The organism is Nocardia miyunensis NBRC 108239, assembly GCF_001613065.1.
GTDB classification, from domain to species: Bacteria; Actinomycetota; Actinomycetes; order Mycobacteriales; family Mycobacteriaceae; genus Nocardia; species Nocardia miyunensis.
Genome location: NZ_BDBQ01000072.1, coordinates 19,420 through 36,525, shown reverse-complemented (window position 1 = coordinate 36,525; position 17,106 = coordinate 19,420). Strand labels below are relative to the sequence as shown.

The 17,106-nt window shown below is 66.6% G+C and carries 4 protein-coding genes and 1 pseudogene; all 5 read left to right on the top strand.

Features of this window, described 5'->3' with window-relative positions:
* Nucleotides 1-64: 64 nt before the first annotated feature.
* The 5 genes and pseudogenes from NM2_RS29800 (at nucleotide 65) to NM2_RS29785 (ending at nucleotide 17,099) form a co-directional block, all read left to right on the top strand.
* On the top strand, nucleotides 65-6,478 hold the full coding sequence (locus tag NM2_RS29800; RefSeq protein ID WP_067675558.1) for a type I polyketide synthase: 6,414 nt from the start codon (nucleotides 65-67) through the stop codon (nucleotides 6,476-6,478).
* A gap of 37 nt (nucleotides 6,479-6,515) precedes the next feature.
* The gene (locus tag NM2_RS29795) at nucleotides 6,516-7,289 is read left to right on the top strand and encodes a thioesterase II family protein (RefSeq protein ID WP_157121393.1); all 774 of its coding nucleotides are present in this window, start codon (nucleotides 6,516-6,518) and stop codon (nucleotides 7,287-7,289) included.
* A 29-nt stretch (nucleotides 7,290-7,318) separates the two neighbouring features.
* Nucleotides 7,319-8,410, top strand: a pseudogene (locus tag NM2_RS53460) (beta-ketoacyl [acyl carrier protein] synthase domain-containing protein); the annotation flags it as partial.
* A gap of 36 nt (nucleotides 8,411-8,446) precedes the next feature.
* On the top strand, nucleotides 8,447-9,118 hold the full coding sequence (locus tag NM2_RS53455) for an acyltransferase domain-containing protein (protein ID WP_439956938.1): 672 nt from the start codon (nucleotides 8,447-8,449) through the stop codon (nucleotides 9,116-9,118).
* A 19-nt stretch (nucleotides 9,119-9,137) separates the two neighbouring features.
* Entirely contained in the window at nucleotides 9,138-17,099 is a 7,962-nt protein-coding gene (locus tag NM2_RS29785) for a type I polyketide synthase (RefSeq protein ID WP_084531687.1), read from the top strand.
* The last annotated feature ends 7 nt before the right edge of the window (nucleotides 17,100-17,106 follow it).

Below are 17,106 nucleotides of genomic sequence, written 5' to 3'. Positions count from 1 at the left end.
ACAACACAGCGCTATCCAGTCGATAATTCGGCGGTCATCAGTTTCCATACAGTAAGTGGGGGCCATGGTTGCCATCGCCATAATCGGAATCGGGTGCAGGTATCCCGGGGGCATAGTCGATTCGTCCAGTTTCTGGGATTTCCTGGTACGCAAGGGAGATGCGGTCACCGAGATCCCGGACTGGCGATGGGATGTCGACCGTTACTACGACCCGGATCCGGAGGCGCCGGGCCGGATGTACACCAGGCACGCGTCTTTCGTCGATGAGCCATTCGCCCGATTCGATTCGGACTTCTTCGGAATCTCCCGGCGGGAGGCGGCGACCCTCGATCCCCAGCAGCGTCGGTTGCTGCAGGTGTCCTGGGAGGCGCTCGACGACGCGGGCGTCGCCGGGAATGTCAGCGGCGCCTCGGTCGGCACCTTCATCGGCGGGTTCACCAACGACAACGCGGTCGGCAAGGCCGGGTCGCACGCGCTGGACCGGATCGACAACTTCGCCGCGACCAGTTCGTCACAGACGTTGCTGTCCAACCGGATCGCGTACACGTTCGACCTGCACGGGCCCAGCCTGACCGTGGACACCGCGTGCTCGTCCTCGCTCGTGGCCACCCATCTCGGCGTCCGCGCCATCGCCGACGGGGAGTGCGACATCGCACTGGTCGGCGGCTCCAACGTGATCTTCCAGCCGGAGACCTTCATCACGATGTGCAAGGGTCGGTTCCTGTCCGTGGACGGTCGATGCAAGTCGTTCGACGCCTCCGCCGACGGCTACGGCCGCGGCGAGGGCGTCGGCGTCGTCGTGCTCAAGAATCTGGAACAGGCTGTGCGCGACCGGGATCGGGTCTACGCGGTGATCCGCGGCAGCGGAGTGAACCAGGACGGTCGCACCCTGGCGCTGCCCGTGCCCAATCCGGATTCGCAGTACGCGTTGGCCCGGAAGGTGGCCGAGCAAGCCGAAATCGACCCTGCCCGAGTCGGTTACGTCGAGGCGCACGGCACGGGCACCGGCGTGGGCGACCCGCTGGAGGCCTCCGCGCTCGGCCGCGCCTACGGGATGGCCGAGGGGCGCACCCGTCCCCTGCGGATGGGGTCGGTGAAGAACAACTTCGGCCACACCGAGGCGGCGGCCGGGGTGGCCGGACTGATCAAGGCGGCGCTCACGGTGCGGGAGGGGCGCGTCGCGCCGCAGGCGTACCTGGAGAACCCCAATCCCGAGATCGCATTCGACGATCTGGGCCTGACGGTGCCGCTCGAGGTCGAGGATCTCGACGGAATCCACGCGGGGGTCAACAGTTTCGGATACGGCGGCACCAACGCCCACGTGCTCGTCGAGCGCGCCCCCGAAGCGGTGCACGGCGACGAGGCCCGCGATACGGTCCGGGTGTTCCCGGTCTCCGCCCGCAGTGAGGAGTCGCTGCGGCGGCTCGCGCGCGGATACGGCGATCTGCTCAGAACACCTTCCGGCGCAGCCGAACCCGCATCCCCGACCGTCGATTCTCCGACGGTCGATGCCGCCAGCGGCGGCGGCCCGGTCGACCTGCCGCGGGTCAAGGCCGCGGCGGTGCGGCGTCGGGCGCATCACCACCTCCGGCGCGGATTCGTCTATCGCGACACCGAAGACCTTGTGGCACAGCTGGATTCGTTCGCGTCCGGAGAGGGCAAGATCGGCGACCGGGTCCTGGTGGAGGGCCTGCGCACCCCGGTGTTCGTCTTCAGCGGCATGGGTCCGCAGTGGTGGGCGATGGGCCGGTCCCTGCTCGTCGAGCCCGGTCCGTTCCGCGACACCGCCCAGGCGATCGACGCCGAGTTCCGCAGGATCGCCGGATGGTCGATCCTGGACGAGGTGCTCGCCGGCGAGGACGACTCCCGCATCGCGCGCACCGATATCGCCCAGCCCGGCAACTTCCTGATCCAGGTCGCACTCGTGGATCACTTGGCGCAGTGGGGCGTTCGTCCCGCGGCGGTCGTCGGGCACAGCGTCGGCGAGGTCTCCGCGGCCTACGTCAGCGGGGCGCTCTCGCTCACCGACGCGCTCACCGTCGCCTACCACCGGTCCCGCCTGCAGGCGCAGACCGCGGGCAGCGGCGGCATGCTCGCGGTGGGACTGGGGCCGGACGAGGCGCGTCAGCGTTTCGAACGATTCGGCGACGCGGTGTCCGTCGCGGCGGTCAACGGCGCTACCGCGGTCACGCTCGCGGGACTGGAGGGACCGCTCGAGGAGTTGCGCGAGGAGCTGACCGGCGAGGGCGTCTTCGCGCGGCGGCTGCGGGTCGAGGTGCCGTATCACAGTCATCTCATGGACCCGATCCTCGGCGAGCTGGAACAATCGCTGGCGGGCCTGACTCCGCGCGAGGCCACGCTGCCGGTCTACTCGACCGTCACCGGCGGCCGGTTCGACGCACGGGAATTCGCCGATCCCGGCTACTGGTGCCGCAACGTTCGCGAGACCGTACGATTCGCCGACGCGATCGACTCGCTCATCGACGAGCGATTCCGGGTGTTCCTCGAGGTGGGACCGCACCCGGTTCTCGTCGGCAACATCCGCGAGGCGTTCGTGCGACAGAGCGTGAGCGGCGCGGGCATCGGCACCCTGCATCGCGACGAGGACGCCGAGTCGGCGACGCTGACCGCCCTCGCCGAGCTGTACCGGGTCGGCGCGGTCGACGCGCCCGGCGACGCCGCGACGTACCGGGACAAGAAGGTCGCGCACCTGGACCTGCCGCCGTATCCGTGGCTGGATCTGGAAGTGTGGGAGGAGAACATCCGCACACTTCGCGCCCGGCACGGCGACCCGAACCGATACGCGCTGCTCGGCGACCGCACCGACTCCCTCGAATCGGAATGGGAACTCACCCTGGCTCCGGCGAATCTGCCGTGGCTGCGCGATCACAACGTCGGCGGTGCGGTGGTCCTGCCGGGCGCCGGATACATCGACGCGGCCCTCGCCGCGGCGCGTCAGCGCACGAGCCGTGACCAGGTCGGCGTGGACGCCCTCGCGTTCATCGCGCCCCTGATCGTCTCCGAGCACGATGTGCCGGTGGTGCGCGTCGCGGTCGAGAACGCCGCGAAACGTCTGTCCATCAAGGCGCGATCGGGTCACGGGGATCTGTGGACCCAGCACGCCTGGGGCCGGCTCGTGGAGATGGATTCCGGTGCGCACCGGCTGGAGGTACCGGCCGAGGAACCCGGCGACATCGCGTTCGACCACGACGAGATCTACGCCGCGATGGATGCGCTCGGCCTTGCCTACGGGCCCGCTTTCCGGCGGATCCAGCGGGCCCGGGTCCGGGGCACGACCTGTGTCGCCGAACTGGACACCCGCGGCATCGTCGAGGGCGAATTCGTGCCTGACGCACCGCATGTCGTGCATCCGGCACTGACCGACGCGGCGTTCCAGTGCGCCGCGGTACTGCTCGCCGCGAGCAGCACCGCGAACAACACCCGGGCCGTCGCACACGTTCCCGCCGCCGTGGACCGGGTGCGTCTGTTCGGGCCCATTCCGGACGAACTCCTCGCGGTCGTCTCGGTGGTATCGACCGAGCCGTTGCGCGTGGACGCGTTCCTGACCGACCGGAACGGCGAGGTCGCGCTCGCGCTCTACGGCGCGGAATTCGCACCCATCGGCGTCGCGCCCGACCCGCTGGACGACCTCGAGCGCCTGTTCTACGAGCGGCGCTGGGAGGACCTCCCCGCGCTCGCACCCAACGATCAGAGCCGGGCGATCAACGTTGCGGTCACGATCGGCTCACCCGCCGAGACCGTGCTGTCGGGTATGACGCAGGGCCCGATCGAACCGCTCCGGATCACCTGGGACGCCGACCCCGACGACGCGGCGGCCGTGGACGCGATGACGAAGCAGCTCACCGACGCCCTGGCCCGCGACGGCTATCTGCGGATCGGCCTGGCCGCCGGACCCGGATACGACGCGGCGGGACTCGCCTACCGCGTCGTGTCGTTCGCGCGCGTCGTCGCGGCCGCTTCCGCCGGCCGGCTCGAGACCGACCCGGCCGACTTCGACGTGCGAGTGGTCATCGTGACCAGCCACGGCATGGTCGGCCCGGGTGACACCGAACTCGATCCGGCCCACGCCGCCCTCGTCGGATTGCGCCGCACGCTCGCCCAGGAGCAGAGCCCCGTCGGCTGGTCGGCGATCGACATCGACGGCTCGGTGAGCCCCGATTCCCTTGTCGCCGAATTGATTCGGGGGACGACCGCGGAGTCGGACGAGATCCGGTTGCGCGCCGACGGCCGATCGGCCGAACGTGTGCAGCGCTCGGCCGCGGAGTTCGTCGAACGGTGGGATGTGCCGAACCGGCTGGCGAGCACCGAGGAACCCTACGAGGTGGTGCTGCCGCGCACGCGGCTGCTCAAGGATCTGACCCTGCGCGCATGCGATCGGGTCCCACCGGGCCCGCGCGAGGTGGAGATCCGGATCGAGACGATCGGCCTGAACTACAAGGACCCCCTCAAGGTGCTCGGCATCCTCACCGAGCGACAGCTGTCCGGCACCTACTTCGGCACCGTCCCGGGTATGGAGGGCTACGGAGTCGTCACCCGCGTCGGATCCGAGGTCACCGATATCGAGCCCGGCGACGCGATGGCGGTCGCGGCACGCGGCCTGCTGCGCCGATACACCCTGCTCGATGTCGACGGTGGCGGTGCGTGGGTGCGGGCCCCGCGGGCGGTTCTGGGCGATCACCAGGAATTGGATCCGCTGGCCATCGGCTCGGGGCTGCCTTACATCACCGCGTACTACTCGCTGCGCGCGCTCGCGGATATCGGGCCCGGCAACAGCGTGCTGATCCACGGTGCGGCCGGGGGTATGGGGATGGCGGCCGTGCAGGTGGCCGCGAGCCTGGGCGCCACGGTGTTCGCGACGGCCGGTTCCGCGGAACGTCGTGCGGCAGTGGCGGAAATCGGTGCGACCCATGTGCTGGATTCGCGTTCGTCGAGCTTCGTCGACGAGGTGCTCCGGCTTACCGACGGCCGCGGTGTGGACGTCGTCTACAACTCGATGCCCGGCGAGGTGATCAGCCAGGACTTCACGGTCGCCGCGGAATTCGGGCGGATCATCGAGATCGGGAAGGCGGATGTCTACTTCGGCGGCACCGTGGATCTGCGGCCCTTCAACCGGAACCTGAACTTCTACTCCATCGATATGGACCGGCTGCTCGCGCAGCGGCCCGAGCGTTTCCGGGAACTCATGCAGGAATGCGTGATCGCGATGGCTCAGGGGAAGGTCGAACCGCTTCCCTACGTGCGGTTCCCGATCACGGAACTGTCCGCCGCCTTCGAGACGGTGTTGCGAGCGTCGCAGGTGGGACGCGTCGTCGTCGACCTGCGCACCGACATTCCCGAGGTGCTGCCGCAGCGTCCACCGGCCTTGCCGGTCCGGCCCGACGCGACCTATCTGATCACCGGAGGTTTCGGCGCGTTCGGTCTGGCGACCGCGCGGGCGCTGGTGCAGCGCGGTGCGACCAGGCTGGTGCTCGTCGGTCGTCGCGGGGTGACCACCGACGACGTCCGCCGGCAGCTCGAGGTGCTGGCCGCGCGCGGCGTCGACGTGGTCTGCGAATCCGCCGACGTCAGCGATGTGGCGTCGGTGGGACGTGTGCTGGACGCGACCGCGGATCCCGAACGCCCGTTGCGGGGCGTGTTCCACACCGCCGGGGTGGTCGCCGACCAGCCGGTGGCCGAGATCAGCGCCGAGACGATCGGTTCGGTGTTCGCGCCCAAGTTCGGCGGGGCACAGGCCCTGGACGCGGCGACCCGCGAACGCGGCCTCGACCTCGATGCCTTCGTGTTGTATTCCTCGATCAGCGGGATCACCGGGACCATTCCGCAGGCGTCCTACGTCGCGGCGAACGCCACGCTCGATGCGTTCGCCGCGGCTCGCCGTGCCGAGGGATTGGCCGGGATGTCGGTGAACTGGGGCGCGATGGCCGGCGGCGGTATGGCGGAGTCGTCCGTCGCGGTCACCAAGTATCTCGAAATGCTCGGGTTCAACCCCCTCGATCTGGATCGCGGGGCGGGTCTGCTGTTCGATGCGGCCAGGTTCGGGCAGGCGAATCTCATGCTCGCCGACGTCGACTGGGCGACGTGGCGCGGCAGTAACCGGGTGGCCGCGAACAGCGGTCGATTCGAGGAGGTCGTCGACGAGGTGCCGGAGTCGCAGCAGGCCGCGGCGGCTCGCCAGATGCTGCTCAATCTGCCGCCCGAGGAGCGGGCGCCCGCGGTGATCAAGGTGATCGTCGAACAGTTGTCAGAGGTATTGGGCGTCGAACCCGACAGTATCGATACGCGCGGGCCGATCGCGGATCTCGGCATCGATTCGGTGATGGGTGTCGAGTTCGGAGCCCGCGTGCAGAAGCAGCTCGACGTGCAGATGAGCGTGTTCCAGTTCACCGGGGATCTGACCATCGAGTCGATCGCCGCCCGCGTGGTCAAACTTCTGGAGCAGGAACAGGAGAAGGCGTGAGCGGGCAGGGCTGCGGTGTGAGCGGAGGGAGTACAGCGTGAGCGGGCCTACGGCGCTGGAGAAGTGGTGGTTCCCGACGGCGGATTATCGAGGGAGACGGCCGTCTGTGTGGTTGTTCGGCGGTGCGGGCGTCGAGCAGGCGTGGACGGCGAATCCGCTCATTCCGCTCATCGGGGACTACGACTTCGCGGTATGGCGGATGCCGGGCCGGAGCGTGCGCAAGGACGAACCGGACCCGACCAGTCTGCGCGCGGTGGGCCGGGAGGTCGCCGAATCGATTGCCGAGATCGGCGCCGTGCGACCGGTGCTGTCCGGCCTGAGCTTCGGCGGCCTGCTCGCCTTCGTCGCGACCCAGGAGCTGGAGAAGCTCGGGGTCCAGGTCGGGCGGTTCATTCCGATCGTCAGCGCATGTCCCAACGAATGGCGTATGGGAGCGGTCTACGCGTGGCTGAACGGTGGGCCGATCAGGTATACGAAACGTCGGCTCGCCGCGGCGGACGCGGCCGGGAAACTGCCGCCCGAACTCAGCGGTGCGAACCGAGAGGTGATGCAGCGCCCGTACGTCGCGGATCTCACCGCGGGTTTCCGGGAATGGTCCCATTCGGTGATCGAGACCTCGATCACCGATATCTCGGCGTCGGATGAGCAGCGTCTGCACATTTCCAGTCTCACTCGGTGGCGGCCCTACACCCGCGGAGAATTCGATTCGATCACCTCCACGGGCGGTCATTTCTTCTACCGTGAGCACCCGGAGGTGGTATCGCGCGTCTTCGATCGGGAGTCGGAGATCGCCTACAGCGGCGGTTTCTGAGAATTATGTGATCGGGGTGTGGTCTGGCCGTGGCAGATGTAGCGATCGTGGGAGCCGCATGCAGGTTCCCCGGTGCGGAAAGTCTGGAAGAGTACTGGGATCTTCTGAACAACGCGGTCGAGGTCGCTACGACGACGGGGCTGCGTCGGCCGTCGGGTGATCCGGAATCGTCCGGGCGCGGCCTGTCGGGGCGGTTTCTGCGGGATGTCGAGGAATTCGACGCCGATTTCTTCGGTATTCCGCCGAGGGAAGCGGCCGCGATGGATCCGCGGCAGCGTATCGTTCTGGAGCTTTCCTGGAATCTCGTCGAGAGTTCCGGTATCGATGCCGATACCCTCGCCGGGGAGCAGGTCGGTGTATTCATCGGCGCAATGGGCGACGATTACGCCGCGATGACGCGCAGCGGCGGTTCCGCGGTATTCGATCGGTACTCGCATACGGGGACCGGTCGCGGGATGATCGCCAATCGCGTCTCGTATTTCATGCGGCTGCGCGGTCCCAGCCTGACGGTGGATTGTGGTCAGTCCTCGGCACTGATGGCGGTGCATCTGGCCTGCCGGAGTATCGCGTCCGGTGAATCCGCGACGGCCATCGCCGGTGGTGTGCAGCTCAATCTCGATTCCGTGGCCGAGGAGATCGAATCACATTTCGGCGGCCTTTCGGAGCAGGGGCGATGCTTCACGTTCGACTCCCGCGCGGACGGGTACGTCCGGGGCGAGGGTGCGGGGCTCGTGCTGTTGAAGCGTCTGCCCGACGCCATCGCCGACGGTGATGAGATCCTGGCCGTTGTTCGAGGTAGTGCCGCCGGACACGGCGGAGAGGGCCGGGGTGGCATTGCGCTGCCCACCGTGGCGGGTGAGACCGATGTGCTGCGGCGTGCCTATCAAGACGCGCGAATGGACCCGCGCAGCGCGCATTATGTCGAATTGCACGGGACCGGTACGAAGGTCGGTGATCCGGTCGAGGCCGCGGCGCTGGGCGCGGTATTCGGTCCGCGTTCGGCGGATGATCCATTGCTGGTCGGATCGGTCAAGACGAATATCGGGCATCTTCTCGGTGCTGCCGGTATCGCCGGCCTTCTGAAGACGGTCCTGGCTATTCGGCATCGGAGGATTCCGGCCAGTCTGAATTATCGTGCACCGCGGTCGGATATCGATTTGGATGCTTTCGGTATACGGGTCAGCAAGGTATCGACTGCATGGGATGATAGTGCTCCGCGGATTGCCGGTGTGAGTTCTTTCGGTATGGGTGGCGCGAATTGTCATGTGGTGCTTTCGTCTGTAGACGAGTGTGAGGTTGAGGATTCGGTAACCGACAGGGCCCTGTCCGATGGTGTTTCGGCGGGTGTGGGTTCCTCGGTGGTGCCGTGGGTGTTGTCGGGGAAGTCCGCCGAGGGGTTGGTGGGGCAGGCGGATCGGTTGTTGCGATATGTGCGGGAGCGTCCGGAATTGGATGTTTCCGATGTTGGTTTTTCGTTGGCGGGTCGGTCGGTGTTCGAGTATCGGGCGGTGGTGGTCGGTGGTGATCGTGAGGAATTGGTTCGTGGGTTGGGCGGGCTGGTTGTAGGTGAGCCGGGGCGGAATGTCGTGCATGGCCGGGGTGGTGGTGTGGGCAAGACGGTGTTCGTGTTTCCGGGTCAGGGTTCGCAGTGGCTGGGTATGGGTGTGGGGTTGCTGGATGGTTCGCCGGTGTTCGCCGAGCACGTGAGGGTTTGTGCTGAGGCGTTGTCGGAGTTTGTGGATTGGTCTTTGGTTGATGTGTTGCGTGGTGAGGCCAATGCGCCGGGGCTTGATCGGGTGGATGTTGTGAGCCGGTGTTGTTTGCGGTGATGGTGTCGTTGGCGGGGTTGTGGCGGTCGGTGGGAGTGCAGCCGGATGCGGGATCGGGCATTCCCAAGGTGAGATCGCTGCGGCGTATGTGGCGGGTGCTTTGTCGTTGCGTGATGCGGTTCGGGTTGTGGTTTTGCGAAGCAAGTTGTTGGTGGGGTTGTCGGGTGCGGGTGGGATGGTGTCGTTGGCGTGTGATGTCGAGCGAGTGCATGAACTTGTGGACCGTTGGCGTGGTGCGTTGAGTGTCGCTGCGGTGAATGGTCGTTCGGCCGTGGTGGTGTCGGGTGCGCCGGTTGCGTTGGAGGAGTTGCTGGTTTACTGCGAGGGCCACGGTGTACGTGCGCGTCGTATCGATGTGGACTATGCGTCGCATTCGGGTCAGGTCGAGTCCATCAGGGACGAGTTGCTCGAGGTGTTGTCGGGTATCGAGCCGCGCACTTCGGAGGTCGCGTTCTTCTCTACGGTGACCGGAGGTTTGTGTGATACAGCCGGTTTGGATGGTGGCTACTGGTATCGCAATATCCGGCAGACGGTGGAGTTCGAGACAGCGGTCCGCGCGGCTTGTGACCAGGGGTTCCAGGTGTTCGTCGAATCCAGCCCTCATCCCGTGTTGATCCCCGGTATCGAGGGCACGACAGGTGATTGCGTCGAAGATCTTGGAGCAGTTGCCATTCCATCGCTCGGTCGTGGCGATGGCGGGCTGGATCGGTTTCTGATCTCTGTCGCGCAGGCCTATGTGCGCGGTGTGGGGGTGACATGGCGTGCGGTGTTCGATGGAACGGTCACTCGTCGTATTCCGTTGCCGTCGTACGCGTTCCAGCGCAGACGATTCTGGTTGCCGGAGCCCGGTCGTGCGGCTGGGTCGAGTGAGGTGGGGCGCGGGTCGTCGGACTCGATTGCCGGACCTCCCGGCGAGGACGTCGTTGCACCGGTCTCGGCGATGGCACAGCGGTTGCACGGGTTGGCCGAGGGCGAACAGTATGCCGTGCTGGTGCAGATGGTCCGATCTCAGGTCGCCGTCGTGCTGGGACACGACGGTCCCGGCGATATCGATCCGGATACGGTGTTCCGCGACATGGGATTCGACTCGCTGTCGGCGGTCGAACTACGTCATCGGCTCGAGGCTGTCGCCGGGTCGGCGCTCTCGTCCACACTCGTTTTCGATTACCCGACGCCCGCGATGCTCGCTCGCCACATGTGGGAGGAGATCGTCGGGGCGCGGGATCGAGGGCACCCCGAGTCGCCGGTGCGCGCGGTGGTGGACGAGCCGATTGCGATCGTGGGGCTGGGGTGCCGGTTCCCCGGCGGGGTGGCATCACCGGATGATCTGTGGGAGTTGGTCTTTCGTGGACGAGACGTCGTCTCCCAGTTTCCGGTCGACCGGGGTTGGGATATTGCGGGGTTGTTCGATCCGGACCCGGATGCGGTGGGTAAGTCCTACACGCGGTCGGGCGGATTCCTCGACGACGCGGCCGGATTCGACGCGGCGTTCTTCGGCATCGGCCCGCGCGAGGCGACGGCGATGGATCCGCAGCAGCGATTGTTGCTGGAGGTGTCGTGGGAAGCGTTGGAGCACGCGGGAATTGATCCGCAGCGGCTGCGCGGCAGCTCGACCGGAGTCTTCACCGGCCTGATCGCGCAGGGCTACGGCACGCAGGCGGCGGCCGCCGAAACCGAGGATTACTCGGGCACCGGCCAGACGTCGAGTGTGGCGTCGGGTCGGGTGGCGTATGTGCTTGGTTTGGAAGGGCCGGCGGTGTCGGTGGATACGGCGTGTTCGTCGTCGCTGGTGGCGTTGCATTTGGCGGTGCAGTCGTTGCGGCTGGGTGAATGTGATCTGGCCTTGGCCGGTGGCGTCACCGTGATGGCCACGCCGAGGATCTACACCGAGTTCAGTCGGCAGCGGGGGTTGTCGGTGGACGGGCGTTGCAAGGCATTCGCCGCCGCGGCGGACGGTACGGGTTTCGCCGAGGGCGCGGGTGTCGTGGTGGTGGAGCGATTGTCGGACGCGCGGCGGCTGGGGCACGAAATCCTCGCGGTGGTAAAGGGTTCGGCGATCAATCAGGACGGCGCGTCCAACGGGTTGACCGCACCGAACGGTCCTGCGCAGCAGCGAGTGATCCGGGCCGCGCTCGCCAATGCCGGTCTGTCGGCATCCGATGTGGACGCGGTCGAAGCGCACGGGACCGGCACCAGATTGGGCGATCCCATCGAGGCGCAAGCGCTGTTGGCGACCTACGGACGCGATCGCGCCGAGGGGCGGCCGGTCCAGCTGGGATCGGTGAAGTCGAATATCGGCCACACCCAGGCCGCGGCCGGAATGGCCGGTGTGATCAAGATGGTGCAGGCACTGCGGCACGGTGTGCTGCCGCAGACACTCCACGTGGATGCACCCACCCCACATGTGGATTGGTCCTCGGGCGCAATGGAATTGCTGACCGAGCCCAGGGAATGGCCCGACACCGGCGCGCCACATCGTGCGGCTGTTTCGTCGTTCGGAATCAGTGGTACGAACGCACACGTAATCCTGGAACAGGCACCACCCGAAGAAGCACGCCGTCGAACTCACGGCGCTCCAGCCGTTGGCGCTGTAGCCGATGGTGTCGGACCGACTGGTGTCGTAGCCGATAACGCTGGCCCAGGCGACGGTGTCGTACCTGCTGGTGCCGCCGCCGACGGTGCTGTACTTGTCGGCGGAGCAGCCGATGGTTTCGTCTCCGTTGGTGCTGTAGCCGATGATGTCGTGGCTATTGGCGGCGTAGTGGCTGGTGGTGTCGCACCTGCTGGTGCCGTAGCTGGTGGTTTTGTACCCGTTGATGATGTACCCGCTGGTGTTGTGCCTGGTGGTGGCGAAACGGATGGTGTTGGACCTCGTGCGGGTTCGGTGGTGCCTTGGGTGTTGTCGGGGAAGTCCGCCGAGGCGTTGGTGGGGCAGGCGGATCGGTTGTTGCAGTACGTGCAGAGGCGTCCGGAATTGGGTGCGGCCGATGTCGGGTTTTCGCTTACGGGTCGGTCGGTGTTCGAGCATCGGGCGGTGGTGGTTGGTGGTGATCGTGGGGAATTGGTTCGTGGGCTGGGCAGGCTGGTTGTAGGTGAGCCTGACCGGAATGTGGTGTGCGGGCGTGCCGGGATCCCCGGCAAGACGGTGTTCGTGTTTCCGGGTCAGGGTTCTCAGTGGCTGGGTATGGGTGTGGCGTTGCTGGATGGTTCGCCGGTGTTTGCCGAGCACATGAGGGCTTGTGCGGCTGCGTTGTCGGAGTTTGTGGATTGGTCTTTGGTCGATGTGTTGCGTGATGAGAATGGTGCGCCGGGGCTTGATCGTGTCGATGTGGTGCAGCCGGTGTTGTTTGCGGTGATGGTGTCGTTGGCGGGGTTGTGGCGGTCGATGGGAGTCCAGCCGGATGCGGTGATCGGGCATTCCCAAGGCGAGATCGCTGCCGCCTATGTCGCGGGTGCTTTGTCGTTGCGTGATGCGGCTCGGGTCGTGGCCTTGCGGAGTCGGTTGTTGGTGGGGTTGTCGGGTGCGGGTGGGATGGTGTCGTTGGCGTGTGATGTCGGGCGGGCTCGTGAGTTGGTGGCTGGTTGGGGTGGTGCGTTGAGTGTTGCTGCGGTGAATGGTCGTTCGGCTGTTGTGGTGTCGGGTGTGCCAATTGCCCTGGAGGAGTTGCTGGTTCACTGCGAGGGCCACGGCATACGTGCGCGTCGTATCGATGTGGACTATGCGTCGCATTCGAGCCAGGTCGAGGCCATCCGCGACGAATTGCTCGAGGTGTTGTCGGATATCGAGCCACGTACTTCGGAGGTCGCGTTCTTCTCTACGGTGACCGGAAGCCTCTGTGATACAGCGGTTTTGGATGGTGAGTACTGGTATCGCAATATCCGGCAGACGGTGGAGTTCGAGACAGCGGTTCGTGCGGCTTGTGACCAGGGGTTCCGGGTGTTCGTGGAATCCAGTCCGCATCCGGTGTTGATCCCCGGTATCGAGGACACGGCGGGTGATCGCGTCGAAGATCTTGGAGCAGTGGCCATTCCATCGCTCGGTCGTGGCGATGGCGGGCTGGATCGGTTTCTGATCTCTGTCGCGCAGGCTTATGTGCGCGGCGTGAGTGTGGAGTGGAATTCGTTCTTCGCGCGGCCTGGAACCCGTCGTATTCCCTTGCCGACGTACGCGTTTCAGCGACGCCGGTTCTGGCTGGCGGGTTCGGCCGAAGTCGGGGACGCGAGTCGGTTCGGTGTGGGCGAGACCGGACACGCCCTGCTCGGCGCGGTGGTCGAGCAGCCCGGTACCGGCGGAGTCGTTCTGACCGGGCGACTCTCGCTGGCGGCCCAGCCATGGCTTGCCGGTCACGCGGTATCCGGAGTGGTGCTCTTTCCCGGGGCCGGATTCCTGGAACTGGTCGTTCGTGCCGGTGACCAGGTCGACTGCGGTGTCGTCGAGGAACTGGCCCTGCGGGCCCCGCTGGTGCTGCCGGCCGAGGGAGCGGTTCAGGTGCAGGTGGCCGTCGGAGCCGGTGGAGACGCCGGGCAGCGGACGGTGGCGGTGTACTCGCGGCGAAGTGCGAACTCCGACTGGGCATTACACGCCGAGGGAACGTTGAGCGCCGATGCCGTCGTGTCGCACGCATCGGATCTGTCGGTGTGGCCACCACTCGACGCCAGCGCGGTCGACGTCTCCGATGCCTACGACCGGTTGACCGCCAGAGGATACGAGTACGGCCCGGCATTTCAGGGCCTGCGTGCGATGTGGCGTCGCGGTGACGAACTGTTCGCCGAGGTCGCCGTCCCCCCGGACGCCGGTGTGGACGTCACCGGTTTCGGAGTGCATCCGATGCTGCTGGACGCGACCCTGCATGCCGCGGTAATCGCTGCCGATACGGGAGAAATCGCGCTGCCGTTCGCCTGGGAGGGAGTATCGCTGCACGCATCGGGAGCCGGTGCCGTACGTGCGCGGATCAGCCCGGCCGCCCCCGATGCGATATCGCTGGAATTGGCCGACAGCGAGGGTCTTCCGGTGTTGTCGGCGCGGTCGGTGGCAATGCGTCCGGCGTCCGTCCGACAACTGCGTGCGGCGGCAAAGGGCCAACTCGGGGCCGATACGGACAACGTGTTCGAGGTGCTGTGGTCACCGGTTCCCGCGACCGCGACCCTCGCCGTGCCCGTGACAACATTGACCTGGGAGGCATTCCAACAGCACACGAGCATCCCGGACGTGGCGACACATGCTGCCGCGTCGGATGTTTTGGGCGCCAATGCCGCCCGGGGCGCAGCCGCTCCGGATGCGGCGGCCCCGGATGTGGCGGCAGCGGATGTCGTTCGAGATCCGGATGCTGTGGTGTTGGAGGTGGGTGCCTCCGGCGGGGAGGTGGTGGCCGACGTCTACGACGTCGTTCATCGCGTGCTGGAAACGGTGAAATCGTGGTTGGCGCAGGATGTTTCGGGTGTTCTGGTCGTAGTTACCCATGGTGCGATGGCGTTGCCGGGCGAGGATGTCGTCGATCTGGCCGGTGCGGCGGTGTGGGGTTTGGTGCGGTCGGCGCAGACGGAGAGTCCCGGGCGAATCATCTTGGCGGATACCGACTCTGACGCCGATGCGGCAGCGATTCTGGCGGTGGGAGAACCGCAGGTGCTGGTCCGCAACGGGATCGCGCACATCGCCCGCCTCGCCGCGGCATCCGTCGGTGAGATCCTGATACCGCCGGACGACGGGCCCTGGCGGTTGGGTATCGCCGAGAAGGGCACGCTGGAAAACCTCTCCCTGGAGGCATTTCCGCAAGCCGATGCCCCGCTCGAGGCCGGGCAGGTGCGGGTGGCGGTGTACGCGGCCGGAGTCAATTTCCGCGACGTACTGATCGCGCTCGACATGTATCCCACGCAGGACGCCGTGCCGGGTGGCGAGGGTGCTGGGGTGATCGTCGAGATAGGTTCTGCGGTAACCGATTTCGCGGTGGGCGACCGGGTGATGGGTGTGCTCATCGGAGCGGGTCCGCGTGTGGTCGCCGATCACCGGATGGTGGCGGCCATTCCGGCGGGCTGGTCCTTCGCCGAGGCCGCCGGGGTATCGGTGGCGTTCCTGACCGCCTATTACGCACTGGCGGATCTGGGTGAGGTGCGCGCCGGTGAATCGCTGCTGGTGCATGCCGCAACCGGCGGCGTGGGCATGGCGGCGGTGCAATTGGCCCGGCACTGGGGGCTCGAGGTGTTCGCCACCGCGAGCACTGGTAAGTGGAATATGTTGCGGGCCACGGGCTTCGACGAGGATCACATCGCCGATTCCCGGACGCTCGAGTTCGAACGGAAATTCCTGACCGGCACCGGGGGGAACGGTGTGGATGTGGTGCTGGATTCGCTGGCCGGAGAGTTCGTCGACGCGTCGTTGCGGTTGCTGCCGCGCGGGGGACGATTTCTGGAGATGGGAAAGACCGATATCCGGGATGCGGGGGTGATCGCCGACCGCTATCAGGGGGTGCGCTATCGGGCGTTCGATCTGTTCGAGATCGCACCCGAACGGATACGGGCGATGCTGGCCGACCTGGTGGGGTGGTTCGAGGCCGGGGTGCTGCGGCCGCTGCCGGTGACCACCTGGGATGTGCGCCGGGCACCGGATGCGTACCGATTCCTCGGTCAGGCGCGGCATACCGGCAAGCTCGTCCTGACGATGCCCGGCGCGTTCGCGGCGGGCACGGTGTTGATCACGGGCGGCACCGGTATGGCCGGTGCCGTGCTGGCCCGTCACCTGGTGGCCGAGCACGGTGTCCGGAATCTGTTGCTGGTCGGCCGGCGCGGTCCGCGGGCGGACGGTGTGGATGATCTGGTGACGGAGTTGTCCGCGTCGGGCGCGCGGGTACGGGTCGCGGCCTGCGATGTCGCCGATCGGGATGCGTTGGCGCGGTTGCTGGTTGACGTATCGGGAGAGGTACCGCTGTCGGCGGTGATCCATGCTGCCGGGGTGCTCGATGACGCGGTTGTCGACTCGTTGACCGTCGAGCGCGTGGACCGGGTGTTGCGTGCGAAGGTCGACGGCGCGTGGAATCTGCACGAACTGACCCGCGACATGAATCTTCCCGCGTTCGTACTGTTTTCGTCGGTGGCGGGCACCGTGGGTACGCCCGGACAGGGTAACTATGCCGCGGCGAACGCTTTTCTGGACGGCTTGGCCGCGCATCGTCGGGCGCAGGGTTCCGCGGCCGTATCGCTGGCGTGGGGACTGTGGGCGCAGGCCAGCGGCATGACCGGACATCTGCAAACGCAGGATGTGGCCCGGATGAGTCGCGGTGGACTGGCGGCGATGTCGTCGCGGGAGGCAGTTGCGTTGTTCGACAACGCCTTACGCTTCGATCGCCCCTGTCTGGTCGCGGCGCGCTTCGATCCGGCGGCGATGCGCCGGGCGGGCACCCACGCGCCATTGTTCGCGGGCCTGGTCCGTGGCCCGGGGCGGCGGTCGGTCGATGACGCTGCCGGGGAGCCGGTCTCGACGCTGGCCCGGCAGTTGCACGGGTTGGCCGAGAACGAACAGCACGCGATCCTGCTTCGAATGGTCCGGTCGCAGGCCGCTGTGGTGCTGGGATACACCGGCCCCGACGATGTCGCCCCCGATGCGGCCTTCCGTGATGTGGGGTTCGATTCGCTGTCCGCGGTCGAACTGCGTAATCGGCTGAAAGCGATGACGGGACTGGCATTGTCGTCCACGCTCGTATTCGATTATCCGACACCAGCGGCCCTCGCCCGGCATATGCGGGAGAAGTTCGATATCGGATCACCTCGGCAGACGGATTCGACTGGATCCCGGGACACCGAAATTCAAGACCTGATCTCGTCCATACCCATCGATGAACTCCGCCGGTCGGGAGTTCTGGAGACTCTGCGACGGCTCGCGAACGCGCAAGACGATGAGAGCATGCCGACTCACAAAGAAGAAGATCTCGTCGATATGAGCTTGGACGACCTTCTCACTGTCGCTCTCGGTGATCAAGACGACCGATGAATTGGGA